The 16,201-nt window shown below is 43.0% G+C and carries 16 protein-coding genes and 1 other annotated feature; of the genes, 7 read left to right on the top strand and 9 right to left on the bottom strand.

The annotated features are described in order from the left end of the window. Window positions 1-171: 171 nt before the first annotated feature. Together MKZ16_RS13965 and MKZ16_RS13960 are read right to left on the bottom strand one after the other, a co-directional pair. Window positions 172-1,293: a DUF4179 domain-containing protein gene (locus MKZ16_RS13965; protein ID WP_076105027.1), complete on the bottom strand. Its 1,122-nt coding sequence runs from the start codon at window positions 1,291-1,293 to the stop codon at window positions 172-174. After that, window positions 1,286-1,822 carry a sigma-70 family RNA polymerase sigma factor gene (locus tag MKZ16_RS13960; RefSeq protein WP_036686352.1) on the bottom strand — a complete coding sequence of 179 codons (537 nt, stop codon included), beginning with the start codon at window positions 1,820-1,822 and terminating at the stop codon, window positions 1,286-1,288. Before MKZ16_RS13960 ends, MKZ16_RS13965 begins: the two co-directional genes overlap by 8 nt. A 223-nt stretch (window positions 1,823-2,045) precedes the next feature. On the opposite strand from MKZ16_RS13960, the gene MKZ16_RS13955 reads away from it, so the two are divergent. Continuing rightward, window positions 2,046-2,429 carry a winged helix-turn-helix transcriptional regulator gene (locus tag MKZ16_RS13955; RefSeq protein WP_036686351.1) on the top strand — a complete coding sequence of 128 codons (384 nt, stop codon included), beginning with the start codon at window positions 2,046-2,048 and terminating at the stop codon, window positions 2,427-2,429. Window positions 2,430-2,579: 150 nt separating this feature from the next. Here the strand turns inward: MKZ16_RS13955 and MKZ16_RS13950 are convergent, their stop codons facing one another. Further along, window positions 2,580-3,005, bottom strand: a complete 426-nt coding sequence (locus MKZ16_RS13950; RefSeq protein ID WP_036686349.1) for a hypothetical protein — start codon at window positions 3,003-3,005, stop codon at window positions 2,580-2,582. A gap of 197 nt (window positions 3,006-3,202) precedes the next feature. Then, window positions 3,203-3,485, top strand: a binding site (T-box leader). A 104-nt stretch (window positions 3,486-3,589) separates the two neighbouring features. On the opposite strand from MKZ16_RS13950, the gene trpS reads away from it, so the two are divergent. Further along, window positions 3,590-4,585 carry a tryptophan--tRNA ligase gene (gene trpS, locus MKZ16_RS13945; RefSeq protein WP_076105026.1) on the top strand — a complete coding sequence of 332 codons (996 nt, stop codon included), beginning with the start codon at window positions 3,590-3,592 and terminating at the stop codon, window positions 4,583-4,585. A gap of 68 nt (window positions 4,586-4,653) precedes the next feature. Here the strand turns inward: trpS and MKZ16_RS13940 are convergent, their stop codons facing one another. The 3 genes from MKZ16_RS13940 to MKZ16_RS13930 all read right to left on the bottom strand — a co-directional run bounded on the left by MKZ16_RS13940 (window position 4,654) and on the right by MKZ16_RS13930 (window position 6,900). After that, window positions 4,654-5,886: an aminopeptidase gene (locus MKZ16_RS13940; protein WP_036686346.1), complete on the bottom strand. Its 1,233-nt coding sequence runs from the start codon at window positions 5,884-5,886 to the stop codon at window positions 4,654-4,656. A 104-nt stretch (window positions 5,887-5,990) separates the two neighbouring features. Further along, window positions 5,991-6,449, bottom strand: a complete 459-nt coding sequence (locus MKZ16_RS13935; RefSeq protein WP_076101705.1) for a hypothetical protein — start codon at window positions 6,447-6,449, stop codon at window positions 5,991-5,993. A 103-nt stretch (window positions 6,450-6,552) separates the two neighbouring features. Further along, window positions 6,553-6,900: a hypothetical protein gene (locus MKZ16_RS13930; RefSeq protein WP_038570468.1), complete on the bottom strand. Its 348-nt coding sequence runs from the start codon at window positions 6,898-6,900 to the stop codon at window positions 6,553-6,555. A 191-nt stretch (window positions 6,901-7,091) separates the two neighbouring features. On the opposite strand from MKZ16_RS13930, the gene MKZ16_RS13925 reads away from it, so the two are divergent. Together MKZ16_RS13925 and MKZ16_RS13920 are read left to right on the top strand one after the other, a co-directional pair. After that, on the top strand, window positions 7,092-8,189 hold the full coding sequence (locus tag MKZ16_RS13925) for a VanZ family protein (protein WP_256717962.1): 1,098 nt from the start codon (window positions 7,092-7,094) through the stop codon (window positions 8,187-8,189). An 87-nt stretch (window positions 8,190-8,276) separates the two neighbouring features. Next, window positions 8,277-9,716 carry a serine hydrolase gene (locus tag MKZ16_RS13920; RefSeq protein ID WP_076101701.1) on the top strand — a complete coding sequence of 480 codons (1,440 nt, stop codon included), beginning with the start codon at window positions 8,277-8,279 and terminating at the stop codon, window positions 9,714-9,716. 67 nt (window positions 9,717-9,783) lie between these two features. On the opposite strand, the gene MKZ16_RS13915 is transcribed toward MKZ16_RS13920, so the two are convergent. Then, on the bottom strand, window positions 9,784-10,548 hold the full coding sequence (locus tag MKZ16_RS13915; protein WP_036686601.1) for an exodeoxyribonuclease III: 765 nt from the start codon (window positions 10,546-10,548) through the stop codon (window positions 9,784-9,786). A gap of 191 nt (window positions 10,549-10,739) precedes the next feature. Between MKZ16_RS13915 and MKZ16_RS13910 the strand changes: the two genes are divergently transcribed. Further along, window positions 10,740-11,885, top strand: a complete 1,146-nt coding sequence (locus MKZ16_RS13910; RefSeq protein ID WP_076105025.1) for an MFS transporter — start codon at window positions 10,740-10,742, stop codon at window positions 11,883-11,885. Window positions 11,886-12,047: 162 nt separating this feature from the next. Beyond that, a complete protein-coding gene (locus tag MKZ16_RS13905; protein ID WP_036686338.1) occupies window positions 12,048-12,335 on the top strand; it encodes a hypothetical protein in 288 nt (95 codons plus the stop codon). 60 nt (window positions 12,336-12,395) lie between these two features. On the opposite strand, the gene MKZ16_RS13900 is transcribed toward MKZ16_RS13905, so the two are convergent. Continuing rightward, window positions 12,396-13,256, bottom strand: coding sequence for a helix-turn-helix transcriptional regulator (locus MKZ16_RS13900; protein ID WP_036686336.1), 861 nt, complete (start codon window positions 13,254-13,256; stop codon window positions 12,396-12,398). A 127-nt stretch (window positions 13,257-13,383) separates the two neighbouring features. Here MKZ16_RS13900 and fabF point away from each other — a divergent pair, with 127 nt between their 5' ends. Next, complete coding sequence (gene fabF, locus MKZ16_RS13895) at window positions 13,384-14,622, top strand: beta-ketoacyl-ACP synthase II (protein WP_076101699.1); 1,239 nt, start codon at window positions 13,384-13,386, stop codon at window positions 14,620-14,622. An 84-nt stretch (window positions 14,623-14,706) separates the two neighbouring features. Here fabF and MKZ16_RS13890 read toward each other — a convergent pair whose 3' ends face one another. Beyond that, on the bottom strand, window positions 14,707-16,173 hold the full coding sequence (locus MKZ16_RS13890) for a family 43 glycosylhydrolase (RefSeq protein ID WP_076105024.1): 1,467 nt from the start codon (window positions 16,171-16,173) through the stop codon (window positions 14,707-14,709). Window positions 16,174-16,201 lie beyond the last annotated feature (28 nt).

Genomic DNA, 16,201 nt, shown 5'->3' with positions numbered 1-16,201 from the left:
AGTCCCGATAGGAGCATTAGGAGTTTGTCCTCATTAACAAGTGACGAATTTGGTGTTAATGGTCGTTCACAAAGTTAGTATAATGTCCCTACAATAGCAAAAAGGCCGCAACCAGCGGCCTTTTTGCTATATTACAACTCCCAACGCATATTCACTAATATCGTATACCGCTCATTTTTTCAGAATATCAATATACTCTTCTTTCTCTCGATCTGCCCCCGCATTAAGCTTCAGTCGTAGAGACTTCGGGTGATCCAACACATTACTGCTGAAGTAACTTATAAATCCATCATCAGATCCACTACCAGAATTCGGATTAATTTTAATGTCGCGCTTCCCAACCTGCGCTGTTAATTCATAGGGGAGCTTTTGAAACAGTTCATTTCGGACGATCCAATCCGTTTTCAATTCCTCATTTATCGTAAATTTGAGCGCTATGCTTAACGGAGAAAGCTCGACTTCGGCTAGTTTTACTTCCTGTCCGTCAATTATGAAAGGGTGGTCAACAACTAATGTCTCCGTCTTCAGCTCCCAAAACTTAGGATCAATAGAGAAGTTCACTTTTAAACGATCAGAATACCGCATGTCAGATAAAACCGTTCCTGTTTTCGGTTTACTTAACATTCCCGGGTCTACAGAGGCAATCTGAAAATCCGCCACTACGTCTGTTGGCCTTGGTTTATTTCGGTCCAGTGAAAATACAGTTTTGCCGAGCCAAGTATATATGGTTCCCTCTGCGTGTGCTCCCATTCCGCCTCTATTCCCATTCTCCTCCATTACATCTCGTCCAGTTTCAGCATCTGTCAGCTTCACACTATTTACACTGTACACTTCCTGACCATCACTTGTTGTTCCTGTATACAGCAGCATGATTTTGTTTTCATCAGCAAGCACAGCATTCAGAGTAATTTTATATCCATTTGATTCAGCACTCTTACTAACGATTTGTACATAATCATTCCGGATTGCAGACTCTAAAGTAAGAGCATCAATATCAGCTGCAGCCAATGTTTTAAAAGGCTCCAATACGCCCCAATCGAACGTTTCAGCACTCGAAGTCCCTTGCTGTGGCATCAGCTGGGTTGGATTGAAGAACAGCAGGCCCGCTATCATCACTGCAGCCGCCAGCACAGACATCGCGCTTTTTGTGAACATTAACCTTCTGCCACGTTTCTTGCCTAATTCCAAGCCTGCTTGGATCGCATAGATTTGAGCGGCTGCATTCTCTATTTTTTGTTCTTGTGGGATACGTTCGGCATCGCTTAACATGGCAAGCTCCTCTTGACTACTCATTGTTCCATTCACCCCGATTCTTTATGATGGTTCGCAACTGCTTGAGCCCTTTATGTTGCCAAGTCTTAACCGTTCCCTCGGGTTTATTCATAATGTTAGCGATCTCAGTCAAGGTCATATCGTTGTAGTATTTTAGCAGCAGCACATGGCGATACTTGGGCTTAACCTGCTCAAGTGCCCACAACATTTCCATCCGATGATGGCCAATATGTGTGACCTGTTCTCCTATTCTTTCATCTACCAGCGGCATGGAACGTTTTCTTCGTCTTTGTTCATCTATACAGACATAAATTAGAATTCGAATAATCCATGATTTGAATGCTTTGGGGTCCTTTAATGTTTTTCTTTTAATCCAGGCCCGGCAAGTCATTTCCTGCATCGCTTCCAGCGCATCGTTTCGGTTCCGCAAGTAACTATAAGCAATACTGTACAGTTGTTCTCTATGTACCAATATCGAATCGTAAAAATCCGTCTCGCTCCGAGTATCAAGAATCGTTACTTTTTTCATTTCTGCATTAGTCATCGTCATGTCCTTCCTTAGCCTCCCCTCTTCAACCTTTCATAGATTAAGACGGGGGAGGTATAGAAACGGTTTTTGTTTCGTTTAACTTTTTTGCCAAAAGCTCTCTAAATTATAGCATTCTATAAAAATTGAACGAAAAATGTTATGATAGGTTAAATTGGACATAATCAATAGTACGCACTTAAAAGTGCCATAGGTACTAAAAAGTACCCATACCATGGAGGTTATCATGACAACAACACCAACAACAACTGTCAAGAAAAAATACAATATTTCTGTTGAAGCCACACTAGAGGTCATCGGAGGGAAATGGAAATGCGTAATTCTATGTCATTTAACTCATGGCAAAAAACGCACCTCCGAGTTAAAACAGTTGATGCCCGGCATTACTCAAAAAATGTTAACCCAGCAGCTACGCGAGCTTGAGGCAGATGGAATCATCAACCGAATTGTTTATAATCAGGTTCCACCAAAAGTAGAATACGAGCTTAGTGAATATGGTGATAGTTTAAGCGATATTTTGACTGCATTATGTAATTGGGGAGAACAACATATCATTAAGCAATTCGGCGATAAATACGCTGTTTTAGAGGATAACATTTTAAATAAATAAACCGCTCTATCAAGGGTATGGTTGGATATTTATGCTGCGAGAGTTGCACTTCAATTATACGTTCATGAAAAAAGGACAGCTGAATCAGATCGATTCAACTGTCCAAAGCTTTGATTCACCCGTCCCTTGAATGGCGCATAGGAACATAACTTAAATTACGCCCTCTCCTCCAATAGCAGTTGCTGTGAATGATATGGGTCCAAATAGATTTATAGGCAAGTTGCTATCATTCTGAATTACCAATTCATAGTTGTGGACTCCAATATAAGCACCATCAACCCACTGAGCACTTAATTGAATATCAGTAATAGTAGTAAAACGATAAAAGGATCTATAAATATCGACTCCAGCTCGTCGGATGATAACAAGAAATTGGCTATTAGCAAGTGCAGTAAGACTAAAACTACCATTTAACTCGACTCTACTGGAGAAAGAAGCCGGATTAGCCGGACTAATATTTACTTGCGCTGTGGCTAGACCCGCTCCAGCTCCAGGAATCCCTGCAACCGTTATAGCTGTAGTAAACGGATCTAACGGGATTTTTGCCTGTGACCCATAACTTATTATTGTCGCCATTTATCATCACTCCATTTCAAGGTTATAGAGTAGTATATTGTGAATCCGCAATGATAGATTGGACTAAATTCCTGATGATTATATACATTTAAGGTATACTTTGCTAGATCATATAAACCTAGATACCTCATCAATCACCATACGATTTCCACTCATTGACAACACCCCTGTTCAGAATTACAATAATTCACATATCATGAACAACGATGACAAAGGGTAAGTAGACAGACGAACATGGTCTTCAGAGAGCCGGTGGTAGGTGCGAACCGGTGACCAGCGTATGCTCGAATGGCCTTTATAGTTGTTTTTCCGAACTATCTTAATGGATGCAGTAGGGAAAACCGGGGTTCCCGCCGTTATCAAGGGACCTGTATCGAGAATTAATTCAACCTCTCCGTACAGGTAAGAGAAGATCGAAAGCCAAGAATCGTAAGGTGACACGATCATTTAAGGTGGTACCACGACAACTTCGTCCTTATTGGATGAGGTTTTTTTGTCATTTAAAGGAGGTGATGGCCATGGATGATGGCTGGTGGTGGCGACTCGAGTGTAACCAAATGCTAAATAACAGGAGGAATTTTTATATGATGAACGAACGTGTCTTAACTGGAGATCGAGTGACTGGAAAGCTTCACCTTGGCCATTACGCCGGCAGCTTGCAGACCCGAGTAGCCCTTCAGGAGCAATATGAAACTTTTGTGTTTTTAGCGGATATTCAAGCCCTAACGACCCATTTTGATCGTCCGCAGCTACTGGGTCAACATCTGCATGAGATCACACTGGACTATTTATCTGCGGGTATAAATCCGGAGAAAACAACTATATTTATTCAATCGATGATCCCTGAAATCGCAGAGCTGACCATCTTGTTCTCTATGTTTGTTACTGTGAATTCTTTACGGCATAATCCCACGATTAAAGCCGAATCAAAAAATTCCAGCTTTGATGAATTGTATTACGGTTTTCTAGGTTATCCAGTTAGTCAGACTGCTGACATAACTTTTTGTAAAGCAACGATCATTCCTGTAGGAGAAGACCAGCTCCCCCATCTGGAATTAACCCGCAAAATCGTCCGCAGATTCAACGAGCTGTACAGCCCGATACTGGTGGAACCCAAAGCGCTGATCAGTGAGACGCCGAGACTTGTGGGTACGGATGGCAACGCTAAAATGAGTAAAAGCCTTGGCAATGCCATCGAGCTGGACTCCACTAAGGAAGAAATCACCTTCAAGATAAGAAAAGCCACAACCGATCCTGCGCGTGTGCATAAAAATGATCCCGGACATCCAGATATCTGTCCTATTTTTGCTTATCATGGTGCTTTTCGCTCAGCGGGGGTAACCGAAATTCGTGAAGGCTGTGAGCGGGGTACCATGGGTTGTTCTGCTTGCAAACAGTTGATTTCGACAGCTCTAGATCAGCTTATAGAACCGATGCGAGAGCGGCGTTCCTATTATGCTACTAAGCCCAAGCTTGTGCAGGAAATCTTAATCTCTGGAACACAGCATGCCCGCAGCATTGCTCAGGAAACAATGGCCGAAGTACGTGAGGCTATGAGTCTTAACTATTTTTCAATCTAAAAATGATATTTATAGGTACTCAAAAAAGCCGGAAGCTCATTGGAAGAGATCCGGCTTTTTTCTTCTCCTTACAACACCCAATTTCCCTTACGGAATACGGGTTCAATCGTGCCGTCCGCCAGCTCTCCGTCAATATCCAGCTCTGCTGAACCGATCATAAAATCGACATGAGTTAAGCTGACATTAGCTCCTCTAGCCACAAGCTCTTCGTTCGTAAGCTTTGTGCCGCCTTCAATATTTACAGGATAAGCACTTCCTAGCGCGAAATGGCAGGAGGCATTCTCATCAATCCCTGTATTGTAAAAAATGCGGTTCAAGCGAGAGATTGGAGAATCATGCTGCACTAAGGCTACTTCTCCTAGATAAGATGCACCTTCATCCGTTGCCAGCAGTGAGGTTAAATGCTCACGTCCGGATTCAGCTTCATAAGCTACGACTTTCCCCTTTTCAAAAGTGAATGAAAGTCCTTCAACTAAACGTCCATTCAAATTAAGAGGGAGCGTGCTTCTAACTGTGCCATTCACTCCAGTACGATGGGGCATGGAATAAATCTCTTCCGTTGGCATATTAGCAACAAAATAAACACCTTTATCATTCTCACCGCCACCCCCGCGCCATAAATGGCCTTCCGGAAGCTCTACATGCAGATCCGTTCCCGGAGCACGGTAATGCAGGCTTTTATAACGTTTAGCGTTCATTCTATCCTGACTTTCTTTCAACTGACCAATATGCTCTCTCCAAGCAGCTACCGGATCATCGCTGCCCACACGATTCATCTGGAATACAGCTTCCCACATCGCCTCTACCCGCTCTTCTTCAGGAAGATCGGCAAAAACCTTGTTCGCCCAAGCACGTGTTGGCGCTTTGACCAGAGACCAGCTGATTTTGCTGTTCCGAGTATATTTGGAGTAGTTCTTGCGAGCAATAGCTGCTGCTTTGACTGCTCTAGATACCTTAGAAGAATCAATGCCATTAAACAGTTCCGGATCAGGTACTTTAATATGTAAGATGGCACCATTTTCTTCCGCGAATTTCTCCATCATCTCAGCCTGCCACTGTGGATAGTAATCGAAAGAATCCTCTGGGGCTTTTTCATAACGGATCCGTGTAGTTGCTTCATCGTCCCAGTCAACAATTACATATTTAGCTCCCGCTTCATAGGCTTTCGCTACAATCAAGCGAGTAAGTTCTGCGGTTTCTATCGGTGCATGTACCATAAGGACTTGTCCAGGCTGTACATTTACTCCTACTTTTACAACTAGGTTCGCGTATTTCTCCAGCATTACTTCAAAATCTTTCATGAATTCTCTTCCTCCATCTCTAGGGTTGCTATAAGCACTCGGTCAGCTTCACTTCTTATTTTAACGCAAAACGAGGATAGTTGCGATTCGATTTAGATTCTCAGTTACTTCACTTCAGGTATTTCCCCTGTATAGACACCTAGATCATTCTTATGAATCTCTACGTTGGACATTCCGATCTGCTTATCATTATGGTAAGCAATCACTATGATCTTGGTATCCTGAGGCTCATCTATTTGTTTATTATTTCCATCCATTGGACTCCAATAAATTTGATCTCCAGATTTGATTTTCAGCTCAAGACCTTTGTTATGCACCTTGTAGTCAGGGGGGTTCCATAACAATAAATTGCCGGACGTAACCTGTATCTTAATAACATTCGCCCCTTCAGCAGTTATAAGCATAGGTAATCCTGGAGCACTACTATCAGTCACCCTGTATTCCGCTGTTGGGAACAGAACTTCCGGTTTCACCTCAAGTGATTGATTATTATGCTGCAAAATAAAGAAGAAAAAAAGTAAAATCGTTAAGCCCATGACGCCTCCGATGATTATTTTTTTCACTATTCAGCCTCCCTTCTACCCTAATACTGTAACATATTTCCTTAATCTGGACAGTTATCAGCCAAATAAAGCGGCTCCCACAAGGAACCGCTCACTTGAATCACTATTTTTTATCCACCTGTAGCAGTGTTACGGTCTTCAAAGCATAAGTATGCATGATTTTATCCTCTGAAATTACATTCAACTTGGTCAAGCTTGCCACCTTTGCCGGATCTGATTTGGAGAGCAAACGCCACACTTCAGGGTCCGATAAGGTCTCATATAACTTTGCATCATCATATTCTTTGCGGTTTTGCACGACCAGCTTCACTTTATAGCTGCCAATTTCAGTCTCGGTGGTTTCCTGCTCACTACAATAATTTAAAATATCCTGACGAAGCTCGGCCAATTCTTTTTCAATATCTTTTTGCTTTTGCTTGAGCCGATAATACTGCTGAACCTTTTTCTCCATCCACTTCACGCTCCTTCATAGACATATGTATGCCGGAAACGTTCGATAAATTAGTTGAGTTCCCTATCATAAAAACTTATAATGAGCCGGGGATAGCTAATTTCCAAGTAGAGTCAAATTTCTTATAAAAACAATTCCACGGCAGGTGACTTATGTTTCATTCGTACTTTTTTCCAATTTCGTATGCGTTCATGATGTTTCCAATAGCAGCGCTGTTCTTCACACTTCCTTTTCTTATCGTACAATACCGCAGACATGGCTATATACATAAGCTTAGAGCTTTAATCCTATATCTGCTGTTGCTCTATCTGATGAACGCTTATTTTCTAGTCTTGCTTCCTTTTCCATCCTCCCGGCACAATGCTGCACCTTCTGGGAGTATCGTCCAATTCATTCCCCTTCAATTTATTCAGGATATTGTGGATGGATCGACGATCATCCCTGATCAAATCTCGACCTACTGGTCATTACTGCGTGAGCCTGCATTTTTACAGGTCATTTTTAACGTTGCATTAACCGTACCGTTTGGAATGTTTCTGGGCTATTATTTTCGTACACGCTGGGTCGTGTGCATTCTACTATCCTTTGCCTTTTCCCTGTCCTTTGAGATCACGCAGATTACAGGGATTTACGGTTTCTTCGATCATCCTTACCGTCTTTTTGATGTCGATGATCTCATTACCAACACAATCGGAGGGATTTTTGGATTTCGAATTTCCATTTGGATCTCCGGGCTATTGCCACGTATAGAACAACTGGATACAAACATTGACCGCTCTGCCAAAAGAGTCTCCTATACCCGCAGAGGAATAGCTTTTCTAATCGATAGTATGGTGTGGAGCATCGGGTTTGGGGTACTCTTCGGATTCGATATAAAAGCTGCCTTCTGGATTGTAACTGGTATTTACTTCATGCTTGTTCCGGCTCTCACGGGCGGACGGACCTTAGGGAAATGGATGGTGCGGATTCGGGTGAAGAGCAGCGGGAATCATGCTTTTTTCTGGGCTCTGATGCTCAGATATGGCCTGCTATATTGGTTGCTGCTTGGGATTCACTCTCTTTTGCTTGATTCCGCCCTTCTAGGGCATCTTTCCTCCGTATGGAATATGCTTATTCATCTGTTTGTTCTATTGATAGACTTGGCTTTCTTTATTCATTTAGTCATTAGTATATTCAAAAAAGAAACTCAGCTAATATATGAGAAACTAAGTCAAACTTCTCATGTTATTTCTTGGCCAGAGAAACGGCTCCAATCTGATGTATCCCGCAACAGCCCTGTAGAAAGCTAAACTAGTTATTTTTTAAAGGGTATTTTAACATTGGAAATTATTATAGAATTAGGAGGTGAGCATTCTCAAAATTTAGGAGATGAGCGTATGGAAACTACAAGCAGCTTGCGGTTATCTAGAAGTCTTCCAGAAGAACAGGGCATTTCATCAACCGCAATATCCAGCTTTATTAGTGCAGTAGAGGAACAAAATTTAGGCCTGCACAGCTTTATGCTACTTCGACATGGTTATGTGGTCTCTGAAGGCTGGTGGGCCCCTTACAGGTCCGATCTTCCGCATATGTTATTTTCACTTAGCAAAAGTTTCACCTCAACCGCAATCGGGTTTGCTGTTACAGAGAAACTCGTCACCCTCGATGATTCTGTCCTATCCTTTTTCCCTGAAGATGCTCCTGATCCAATCACAGACAATCTAACCAATATGACAATCAGACATCTATTGATGATGGGTACCGGACATGTCGTGGATACTATGGACACACTTCGCAAAAGTGCAGACGGGAATTGGGTGAAGGCTTTCTTCTCCGTCCCGGTCGAGAAACAACCAGGTACACATTTCCTATATAATACCGGTGCTACTTACATGCTGGCCGCGATCCTTCAACGGGTTACTGGCCAAACACTGCTAGAATATTTAGAACCACGCCTCTTCGTTCCTCTGGGCATTCACGGCGCAACGTGGGAGTCTTGTCCACGCGGAATTAACACAGGGGGATTTGGCTTAAACATTACAACCGAGGATATCGCTAAATTCGGCCAGCTATACTTACAAAAAGGAATCTGGAATAATCAACGGGTTCTGCCTGAAAAGTGGATTAATGAGGCTACTTCCAAACATATTTCCAATGGCGAAGGCGATCATGACTGGGCAATGGGATATGGGTATCAGTTCTGGCAATGCCAGCACGGTGCCTACCGGGCAGATGGCGCCTTCGGTCAACTCTGTGTCGTGCTTCCGGAGCAAGATGCCGTAATTATTACTACTGCTGCATCAGACAGTATACAAGGAATGTTGAATGCTGTGTGGGAACATCTGCTTCCCGCGATGGAGCAAGCACCCTTGCCATTAGAGCCTGCTGCTTCTGCCCACTTGGTTGAACAATTAAAATATTTATCTATCCAACCGCCACAACTGCAGCCATCTTCATCACAAGAAGATCGAATAAACAGCTTAACCTATAAGCTCGATGACAACCAATTTGCCTTGGACACCTTCTCTATCTCTTTCAATAACAACGAAGCTGCAGTTACTTTACAATTTAAGACTGGAGAGGATTCTGCGATCTGTCTTGGTCGAGGGGAATGGCTCGAAAGCTTCGCACAGGTCATTGATGCTTCCTTGAACCGAATCATGTCCAGCTTTACTTGGGTTGCTGATGATCAGCTACAGCTCACTTTATTGTTTATTGAAATGCCTTTTTGCATAACTCTTGAAATAATCTTACTAGAGAAGCAGCTAATTCTTAAACAAAAGTTTAATGTGAATATGGGACCGACTGAATTCCCTGAGATCATTGGCAGACTATAATTCTTAATGAATAAAAAAGGCCGCTTCGTCCTTTAAAGAGACTTAGCGGCCTTTTAAATATTCGATCCTAGTCTGTGAAATCAGCAAGCTTGAGGATGACCGGGCAATGATCGCTCCCCATAATGTGACAATCAATTTGGGCATCCAGCAGATTAGGTGCAAGTCTAGAAGAAGCTAGGAAATAATCAATCCGCCAGCCTACATTCCGTTCTCTCACCTTCGGCATATAAGACCACCATGAATAAACGCCTTCAAGCTCTGGATGAAAATATCTAAAGGTATCTATGAAGCCGGACTCCAGCAGCGTACTCATTTTTCCTCTTTCTTCATCGGTAAAGCCAGAGTTTCCGCGGTTAGCTTTAGCATTTTTGATATCAATATCCTGATGGGCTACGTTCATATCGCCGCATACAACGACTGGTTTTAGCTTGTCCAGTTCCAGAAGGTAATTGCGGAAGCGGTCCTCCCATTCCATTCTGTAATCCAATCTAGCCAGATCTCGTTTGGCATTTGGTGTATACACATTCACTAGATAAAAATGTTCGAACTCCAGCGTAATAATCCGGCCTTCCGCTTCTTCATCCTCTTCCATTCCGTATCTCGCAGAGATCGGCTTGATTTTGGTGAATATAGCTGTGCCTGAATACCCTTTTTTCACTGCATAATTCCAATATTGATTGTATTCTTCACCCTGTTCCAGAACAATCTGCCCTTCTTGCAGCTTTGTCTCCTGAACACAGAAAATATCTGCTTCTACTTCCTTAAAATATTCATCAAACCCTTTTTTCACACAGGCCCGAAGGCCATTCACATTCCATGATACCAACTTTATCATTAACGTTTCTCCTTGCATTTTGCTTTGATAGTAACCAGTTTATCATATAACGACCAGAAATTTATAGAGGATTAGGGTCATCTTGAGCAATTCCGCGAATAGATTTATATCCTAATCATTTACTATCCATGATACAATAGCAAAATTGACTCTATACAAATTTTCTAACACGTGAGGTAAAAAAACTTATGAATGCACCAAATCTTTTACGAGGGTTTAACTTTTTGTATTTTGCTCTGCTGGCCATGTTTATTCCCTTTCTGCCAGTCTATCTAAGTGAACAAGGTCTAAGCCCATCGCAAATCGGCTTCATTATTGGAACTGGTGGTTTTGTTACCATCATTGCTCAACCTTTATGGGGGATGATTAGTGATAAAACAAAAACCATCCGCAAAGTGCTGTTAGCTCTGCTGTTATGCTCAGCGGTGACCGGATACTTTTTGTTCGATTCCAGCAGTTATGCTGTTCTCATTCTTTTTGCTATGCTGCTGTATTTCTTCTTGATGCCCATTGATCCGCTGACAGAAAGCTTGAATTTCCGAGTCTCTGAGGTGGCTGGAATTAGCTATGGTTCTATCCGTACATATGGTGCGCTTGGTTATGGTGTAATGGCTTTGATTACTGGCTATGTGCTTGGTTTTTTCGGCTCTCATGGTATAGCTCTTCTGTTTGTTGCCATTTGCCTTATAAGCTTTATAGTAAGCTGGAACATGCCAGATGCCCCCGTCACAGGTAAACCGGTCACGCTGAATAGTCTCAAGCACTTTTTTGGCAACAAAAAGACATTGATGTTTCTGGTGCTCATATTTATTAGCTCTGTACCCGCACGAATGAACGATACATTTATTGGAGTTTATATTCGTGAGCTTGGTGGCAGTCCTCAATTGGTAGGCCAATCGTTTTTCCTCGCGGCAATGAGTGAAATCATTGTCTTTGCATTAAGCTTCTGGTGGTTGCGTAAAGGAAAAGAACTGATCATCATATCGATTTCCGGAGGCTTCTATTTCCTTCGTTTCTTTATTTCAGCTTGGATCACTGATCCACACTTATTAGCCTATTTGCAGATTCTGCAAATTCTTACCTTCCCTGTGTTCTACTCGGCTGCTATTCAATACCTGTACAGTATTGTACCCGAGGAATGGCGTGCTACAGGCCAGACCGTACTTGCACTGTTGTTCTTCGGTGTATCAGGTATCCTGGCTTCTTATGCTGGCGGGGCATTATATGATGCCTTTGGGGGTAAAGCTCTTTACTTAACGATCTCCGCGATGTCGTTTGTCGGCATGCTGTTCGGATTGATACTGTATCTGATTTATCGAAAAAAAACGGAATAAGTGTACCAAAATAAACCGGGGTTGTCCCAGCCACTTTCTAAATGGCTATAGGACATCCCCGGTTTTTTCTATCAAAAAGTGCTAATTCACCATGGCATTCGCTCTAGCATTAATAGATTTTCAACATAGAATATCCTATCAAACGAAAAGGAGGTCGTTACTATGGCCATCGTATTACCGATTCAATATTTCAATTTAGCCCCTGTCATTGGTAAATCTTATTATGAAAACCTTGCAGGTGGTATTAACGCTGCTGTTACTGTGAACAATAACTCCAACTTCCCAGTAGATTTAGTAATCACTCGTGTGAATGCTCCAGTTATCACATACACGATTCCAGCGTTCAATAGCCTTACGCTTGCAGTTCATGCCCTTTTGGTAGCTGCACTCTTAAGCACTCCTGCTGGCACCACATTCGGAACTATTGAAATTTCAACATCAGATTTCTAATAGTGTAGTATTAAGCATCTCTAGCTGAAAGTTCAGCTAGGGATGCTTCTCTATGTGAATCTAGCTTAATCCTTCTATTGTATGCTGCTCCATAAGCTGCTTTAGCTTGGTTTCAGTATTCGAATCTCCCGCAGGAGTATAGATGCTGCATCGTAAATCGGCACTGCCATGAACCTGCAAAGAGGTAAGATGAAATAACATTTTCCCCGCCTTGGCATGTCTGAATTCTAGTAACACATCCGGGGCCGAACTAACCCGACTTTGCTCCCACATCTCATTAAAAGCCGGATGCAATTCTTTCAATTCCTCTATAAATTCATCATACCAATGATCCTCTACATACTGTCCGTAATACGCTCTGAAGATAGAAAGATAACCGCTGACGAACTGTTCCCAATTCACCGCTAAGCGTCTGAACTCCTTACGAACAAATAACAATCGGATCATATTCCGCTCTTCGATGGGCAGCTTTGAGAAATCAAGAAAAACATGCGCGGCAGCATCATTCCAACCGACGATCCCGCAACGTCTATCAGAAATTATCGTAGGACAATATTTGAGTTCCTGTAAAATTTTCTGCAGCGAAGGACTAATTACAGAAGATTCATCTTGCGGATAGGGTGTGGTGCCGGTTCCAGTTTCTAAAGCCAGTGCAAAAAGATACTTCCGCTCGTCTTTAGTCAGCCTAAGTGCAGTGGCAATACAGTCCAAAACAGATGACGAGACTTTTATATCTCTGCCTTGTTCAAGCCACGTATACCAGGTGCTGCTTACCCCTGCAAGCTGTGCAACCTCTTCCCTGCGGAGTCCTGGCGTCCTTCTGCGTGTGCCTTCCGGCAAGCCTACAGAGCTTGGTGAAATGGCCGCACGACGTGCTTTCAAAAAATCGGATAATGCTTGTAATCTTGTTTGATTAGCCATAAGCTACCTCCACTTTGGGATTCCTGTTCCTTTAGTATAGTACAAATTATACTAGGATAAACGATAACTTGTAATAGGATAAGTAAAATGAAAAAATACTAGTATACACTAGCTGAGGAGGTTCATTATGGAACGCGTAGTGATTACAGGCATGGGCTTAATCTCACCACTTGGGAATACAATCGGGCAATTTTGGGATCGGCTAATTTCTGGTGAGTCGGGTATATCCCCGATCACTTCATTTGATACAACAGGTTTTAAGACGAGGATTGCTGGCGAAGTACGTGATTTCGATGCAGAGGGCAGATTTGGCCGTAAAGAGGCACGCCGAATGGACAGATTCAGTCAGTTTGCCCTCGCAGCTACTGAAGAGGCTTGGAAACAATCTGGTCTCCAGCTTGATAAGATTGACAAGGAGAGACTTGGCGTTTATGTAGGATCTGGCGTTGGAGGAATTCAGACCTTGATGGATCAAGGTACGGTCCTGAAGGATCGTGGTCCTGATCGAGTTAGCCCTACCTTAATTCCCATGATGATCTCCAATATGGCTGCGGCAATGATCAGCATTAAATTTGGAGCTCTCGGCCCGACCATGTCTCCAGTAACAGCTTGTTCTATTGGCAATACTGCGATTGGCGAGGCTTTCCGTTTAATTCGTTATGGCGGTGCGGACATCGTTATAGCCGGGGGTTCTGAAGCTGCTATTACTGGCATCTCGCTGGCCAGCTTTGGGAATGCCACCTCTTTATCTACACGAAATGAGGAGCCTACGAAAGCGAGTCGTCCTTTCGATGGAGAACGGGATGGCTTTGTAATCGGTGAAGGCGGCGGCATAGTCATTCTAGAGTCACTCTCCCATGCTCAGCGTAGAAACGCCAAGATTCACGGCGAAGTGATCGGGTATGGTGCTAGCTCTGATGCTTATCATATGGTTGCCACTCATCCAGAAGGAATTGGTGCCTATCAAGCTATGAAGTTAGCGCTAAATGAAGCTAATCTCCAACCCCACAATGTAGATGTAATCAGCGCGCACGCGACAAGTACAGTAGTAGGAGACCACTCTGAAACACTAGCGATTAAAAAATTATTTGGCGAGCATGCGTACCACATCCCCGTAACCGCTAATAAGTCCATGACTGGACATGCTTTGGGGGCCGCTGGCGGCTTAGAAGCCATTGCGTTAGTTAAGAGTATCCAAGAAGGAATCATTCCTCCTACCATCAATCAGGACACGCCTGATTCCATCTGTGATTTGGATTACGTACCTAACAATGCACGAAAAGCTAATCTCGAAATAGGCATCTCCAATTCATTTGGCTTCGGCGGCCATAATGCTGTTATTGTGATCCGAAAGTTCGTAGACTAATCTTACATTATAAAAGGGGTTTCAACTTAGCCATTACACATGACTAGTTGAAACCCCTTCTGCTGTTAATCCTTTTAAACTATCTTATTCCGAAGGTGATACATGACTTCCCCAGATAGAGATCCCTTCATTAGAAACCGCGGTGAACGTCATAACATTACTGGCTGTAGCTTCATTCCACTCTTTCAGGAACACACCCTTATAATTAAAACCACCTATCGTTAACTCTGCAGTATGATCGTCGATAAGCTTCCACTTGCCCTTAACCGCGCCTTTGATTTTACCACTCTTCGTCAATTGAATTAGCTCTGATTGCACGATATCAGCCGTAATCTTTTTATTATGATTTACATATTTGTATTCGCCTGCGATTTGCTCTTTCGTATATTTATCAATGGTCTCGCCGCCATAACGGTGTGGTGCGACCACCGGCCAGCCATCAGCGTTCATGAACATTTGATGTACTCTAACCTCATGCTTTTCACCACGATTCGGGAACCGTGTATGGAAGATCAAATAATACTTGCCAGTCTCTTCATCGTAAAATGCGGAGTTATGTCCTGGTGATACATATCCTTCCCCACTTACTGGGAGCTCATCGTCATTATTCAGGAATTCGAAATTCCCCATGAGTTTAACTCCGTAAGGAGCATAAGCAGGATCATCAAACAATACGCCAGCTGTGCCCTGTGAATGGATCATATCCTGGCCCTCAGAATCTTCAAAAGGTCCATCAGGTGTCTTCGAGCGAGCTACACGGATGTTATATCCGCCATCTGCAGCCAGACCTCCGTAGGATAAGAACAGATAGTAGTAATCCGTCTCAGGACTGTACAGCATATAGGGAGCTTCTATCCGCGCATGATTTGCGCCTAGAAGCTTTTTGCCATAACCTTGGTCTGGCAGTGGGAATCCTGTGCTTGTATCCAGTTCCATAATAAAAATACCACCAGAATAAGAACCATACACCATCCACAATCTGCCTTCTTTATCAAAGAACACATCCGGATCTACAACATTCGGCTTTTGTGTGGCATCATAAGTTTCTCCGTCATCCCCTGCGCCCACCATACCGGACTTCAGAAAGATCCCTTTGTTCTTATAAGGTCCTTCAATATGGTCTGACACGGCTATACCGAGTGCTGATAATGGGGAATCGCCTTTACAAGCGTTGTAATACATATAATATTTGCCATCCGCCAATTGAATGACATCCGGAGCCCATAAGGTGTCCGTCTTTCCCCAGGTTAAGGCCTCTTTTAATTCCTCTTTGACATTCGGGATGAGTACGTTTCCATCAACAACTCCAGAGGACAATTGAGTCCAGGACATCAGGTCGTCGGATTTAGCAGAAGCCAAATGAGAGCCAAACACATAGTACTTATTATCAGCCAAAATAATGGATGGATCATGTACAGAAACATTTTTAAAGACAGGCTGAACAGGCTCAGGTCCGCTGTTTGTGTTGCCAGAGTTAGCCGTGTCGTTGTTGCATGCGGTTACAGCTAATAATGAAACACTAAGTAAAGTAGTAATAATTATCTTCTTCATCGTTATACCCCCTATGTATGCCTTTTCA

This window comes from Paenibacillus sp. FSL R5-0928 (assembly GCF_037970385.1).
Lineage (GTDB): Bacteria > Bacillota > Bacilli > Paenibacillales > Paenibacillaceae > Paenibacillus_AQ > Paenibacillus_AQ odorifer.
Note: the sequence above shows the minus strand (reverse complement) of the source record. Positions and strands in the feature narration are given on the sequence as shown.

Bases quoted from the DNA above. Each gene is read 5' to 3' on its own strand.
- MKZ16_RS13965 (WP_076105027.1), bottom strand. From the start codon at position 1,293: ATGAGTAGTCAAGAGGAGCTTGCCATGTTAAGCGATGCCGAACGTATC.
- MKZ16_RS13960 (WP_036686352.1), bottom strand. From the start codon at position 1,822: ATGACGATGACTAATGCAGAAATGAAAAAAGTAACGATTCTTGATACT.
- MKZ16_RS13955 (WP_036686351.1), top strand. From the start codon at position 2,046: ATGACAACAACACCAACAACAACTGTCAAGAAAAAATACAATATTTCT.
- MKZ16_RS13950 (WP_036686349.1), bottom strand. From the start codon at position 3,005: ATGGCGACAATAATAAGTTATGGGTCACAGGCAAAAATCCCGTTAGAT.
- trpS (WP_076105026.1), top strand. From the start codon at position 3,590: ATGATGAACGAACGTGTCTTAACTGGAGATCGAGTGACTGGAAAGCTT.
- MKZ16_RS13940 (WP_036686346.1), bottom strand. From the start codon at position 5,886: ATGAAAGATTTTGAAGTAATGCTGGAGAAATACGCGAACCTAGTTGTA.
- MKZ16_RS13930 (WP_038570468.1), bottom strand. From the start codon at position 6,900: ATGGAGAAAAAGGTTCAGCAGTATTATCGGCTCAAGCAAAAGCAAAAA.
- MKZ16_RS13925 (WP_256717962.1), top strand. From the start codon at position 7,092: ATGATGTTTCCAATAGCAGCGCTGTTCTTCACACTTCCTTTTCTTATC.
- MKZ16_RS13920 (WP_076101701.1), top strand. From the start codon at position 8,277: ATGGAAACTACAAGCAGCTTGCGGTTATCTAGAAGTCTTCCAGAAGAA.
- MKZ16_RS13910 (WP_076105025.1), top strand. From the start codon at position 10,740: ATGAATGCACCAAATCTTTTACGAGGGTTTAACTTTTTGTATTTTGCT.
- MKZ16_RS13905 (WP_036686338.1), top strand. From the start codon at position 12,048: ATGGCCATCGTATTACCGATTCAATATTTCAATTTAGCCCCTGTCATT.
- MKZ16_RS13900 (WP_036686336.1), bottom strand. From the start codon at position 13,256: ATGGCTAATCAAACAAGATTACAAGCATTATCCGATTTTTTGAAAGCA.
- fabF (WP_076101699.1), top strand. From the start codon at position 13,384: ATGGAACGCGTAGTGATTACAGGCATGGGCTTAATCTCACCACTTGGG.
- MKZ16_RS13890 (WP_076105024.1), bottom strand. From the start codon at position 16,173: ATGAAGAAGATAATTATTACTACTTTACTTAGTGTTTCATTATTAGCT.